The sequence below is a fragment of the Streptosporangium sp. NPDC006013 genome, assembly GCF_040614275.1.
Classification (GTDB): Bacteria; Actinomycetota; Actinomycetes; order Streptosporangiales; family Streptosporangiaceae; genus Streptosporangium.
Genome location: NZ_JBEXUE010000823.1, coordinates 1 through 2,444 on the forward strand (window position 1 = coordinate 1; position 2,444 = coordinate 2,444).

3 protein-coding genes are annotated in these 2,444 nt (G+C 69.5%); 1 reads left to right on the forward strand and 2 read right to left on the reverse strand.

What is annotated here, in order from left to right; all coding sequences use genetic code 11:
• Window positions 1-101: 101 nt before the first annotated feature.
• Both ABZ260_RS49985 and ABZ260_RS49990 read right to left on the reverse strand, forming a co-directional pair.
• Window positions 102-1,598 (reverse strand): S1 family peptidase, encoded by a 1,497-nt coding sequence (locus ABZ260_RS49985; protein WP_355632712.1) that lies wholly within the window; start codon window positions 1,596-1,598, stop codon window positions 102-104.
• A 307-nt stretch (window positions 1,599-1,905) separates the two neighbouring features.
• Window positions 1,906-2,082, reverse strand: coding sequence for a hypothetical protein (locus tag ABZ260_RS49990; protein ID WP_355632714.1), 177 nt, complete (start codon window positions 2,080-2,082; stop codon window positions 1,906-1,908).
• Between ABZ260_RS49990 and ABZ260_RS49995 the strand changes: the two genes are divergently transcribed.
• Window positions 2,081-2,356, forward strand: a complete 276-nt coding sequence (locus ABZ260_RS49995) for a hypothetical protein (protein ID WP_355632717.1) — start codon at window positions 2,081-2,083, stop codon at window positions 2,354-2,356. The genes ABZ260_RS49990 and ABZ260_RS49995 overlap by 2 nt on opposite strands.
• The last annotated feature ends 88 nt before the right edge of the window (window positions 2,357-2,444 follow it).

Here is a 2,444-nt window from a genome sequence, read left to right on the forward strand (position 1 = left end):
GGTGCTCATCTGCGAATTCGCAGATGAGCACCTGCACGGCGGCTGGTAGCACGTTTGTTAACGGCACCCCGAATTCCGGGCGGTTCACGCCGGGGAGAAGGTCACGACGTCTTGTACCTCAGGGTGTAGGAGCCGGAGCCGCTCGCGGAGGTCACACGGTAGCGGTAGTAGCCGCGCGTCCCGGTGTAGTTGATCCGCTCGTGGGATCCGGGGCTGTCGGAGGTGGCGACGGTGGCCCAGCTCGTGCCGCTCCATTTCTGGAGGAAGAGGTCGAAGTCGACGCTGTCGGCGCTGTCCAGGCAGGCGGACTGCAGGCCGGGGGCCGCCGTCTGGTAGTACCTGTTGTTCGGCTGGTAGGCGGACTGGCCGTTGTTCAGCTGGCCGGTGGCGGTCTTCGGGTAGCCGCTGCAGGGGGACGTGCCCGGCGGGGTGCTGCCGGCGGTCGTCAGGGCCAGGCCGTAGGCGGTGAGAATCTCGTTGACCGGCTGGAAGTAGGTGACGCCGCCCTTCAGGCAGTTACCGGAGCCGCCGGAGGTGACCCCCTGGGCCTGGTCCACCGAGATGAATGAGCCGCCCGAGTCGCCCGGCTCGGCACAGACGTCCGTGCGTACCAGCCCGTAGACGGTGCCCTGGGGGTAGGTGACGCTGGTGTCGCGTTGCTGGATGGTGCCGCAGTGCCAGCCGGTGGTGGAGCCGGACCGGCAGACCGAGGCGCCCTCGATGGCCGGCCTGGAGCCGGTGACGGGCACGGTGTTCCCGGTGCCGTTGTTCACCGTGGGGGTGGGTGTCCAGTTGGCGTTCACCGAGACCCATGCGTAGTCGCTGCCTGGAAAGACCGACCCCTGGAAGACCCCCTGGGGGAGCCGGTTGAAGCCGCTCGTGGTGTCGCCCTTCTTACCGCAGTGACCGGCGCTGACGAAACCGTTCTGGGGGCTACGGGTCACCGAGAAGCCGATCGAGCAGCGCTCCGTGGTGCCGATGTAGTAGGCGCTGCCGCCCACGAGGTCGTCGAGCAGGCGGGGGGTCTCGTCGGAGGGCTCGACCCTCACCGCGACCGGGTCCGCGCCGGAGTTCTCCAGGACGTCTGTGGCCACTGCGGCCTCCTTGGAGAGGACGACCACCTTGTTGGTCCGCACGTCGATGTAGCGCACGGCTCCCGTACTCTCGCGAGCGGCCAGAGTGCTGTCCACCTGTTCCCTGATGGCGTCCAGGTCCGACAGGGAGCGGGTGACGATCTCGGCCCGGGCGCCTGTGGCGACGATCTGGGGGATGTCGGCCTCGGAGGTGGTGGCGACCACGAGTCGCTGCGCGACGGTTCCGACGAACCAGGAACCGGCGAAGCGCTCGCCGAGCTTTCCGCGCAGGTCCGCCTCGACCGCTGTCAGGCGGGTCTCGTTGACCAGGCGGGTCTGGGCCTGCTCCTTGGTGAGGTGCAGGTCGCGCTGGAGTGCCTCGATCATGCCCGCCGGTGGTTTCCAGGAGCCCGGGGCGGCGGGGGCGTTCGCGGCCCGGCCCTGGGCGATGGCCGGGGTGGGCGCCAGAGTGAGCGCGGTGATCACTAGGACGCATCCCGTGGTGATGGCGTGTCTGCGGGACATGGGTCTCTCCTCGACCTCGGCTTTCCGGGCGTGAGGGGGGAGAACGCCACGTATCGCAGGTTGATCATGCGATGTGGGCGAGGCCATGCTAATCCAGCCGTTGCCGGTCAAGGCCTCAACGCCGCGCGCCACGCGGAGGGTGATTTCGGCTGAGGTTCACTGCGGTGTTCCGCTCGTGGCCCGGTTGATCGCCGGCTGCGCCGAGGTGACGGCTGTCCGCCGTCACCGGGACGCGGCCGATGCCGCACATGGGGTTACGACGGCCTCGCGGACCGGGAGCGGGTGGGGTCAGATCGTGCGCGGCGGCTCAGCCCGCTTCCGTCGTCGTGTTCGGGGCGGTGCGTGACCGGCGGCGCACCGCGAGGGCGATGTCCACGATCGCCATCACGGCCAGTACGGCCATCACGACGGTGAGCCAGGTGATACCGGCCTGTTGTCCCGTCCGGCGACATATTCGGACCCTGCCGGGGGAGAGGCCCGGCATGACCGACAACCCTGAGGTGAACGAGAACACGGTGGAGCGCGACGTCTCGGAACAGACCCTGCCTCCCGCCGGTCCACGAGGCGCCGACGGCGAGACCCGGATCGTGGCGGAGCGGTCGGGGGCGGACACCACCTTCCCGGAACGGCCGCTCCTGGCGGACCCGGACGACGTGCGCCGCATTCCGGGAGAGGAAGGTTCAAAGGGTGCGAGCCAGGCCGAGCAGGGCGGGGACAGGTCCGGGTCCCCCGAGCCGGAGGTCGGCCCCGCCTCCTGAGGCCCGTCCGTCCCTTCGAGGCGGCCCTTCTCTGTTCCGGTCTCCGTCAGCGTGCGGAGAGCTTGGTCCGGTCGTAGGTGTCGGAGGT

Coding starts and splice junctions, on each gene's coding strand:
- ABZ260_RS49990 (WP_355632714.1), bottom strand. CDS start 2,082: ATGCCGGGCCTCTCCCCCGGCAGGGTCCGAATATGTCGCCGGACGGGA.
- ABZ260_RS49995 (WP_355632717.1), top strand. CDS start 2,081: ATGACCGACAACCCTGAGGTGAACGAGAACACGGTGGAGCGCGACGTC.
- ABZ260_RS49985 (WP_355632712.1), bottom strand. CDS start 1,598: ATGTCCCGCAGACACGCCATCACCACGGGATGCGTCCTAGTGATCACC.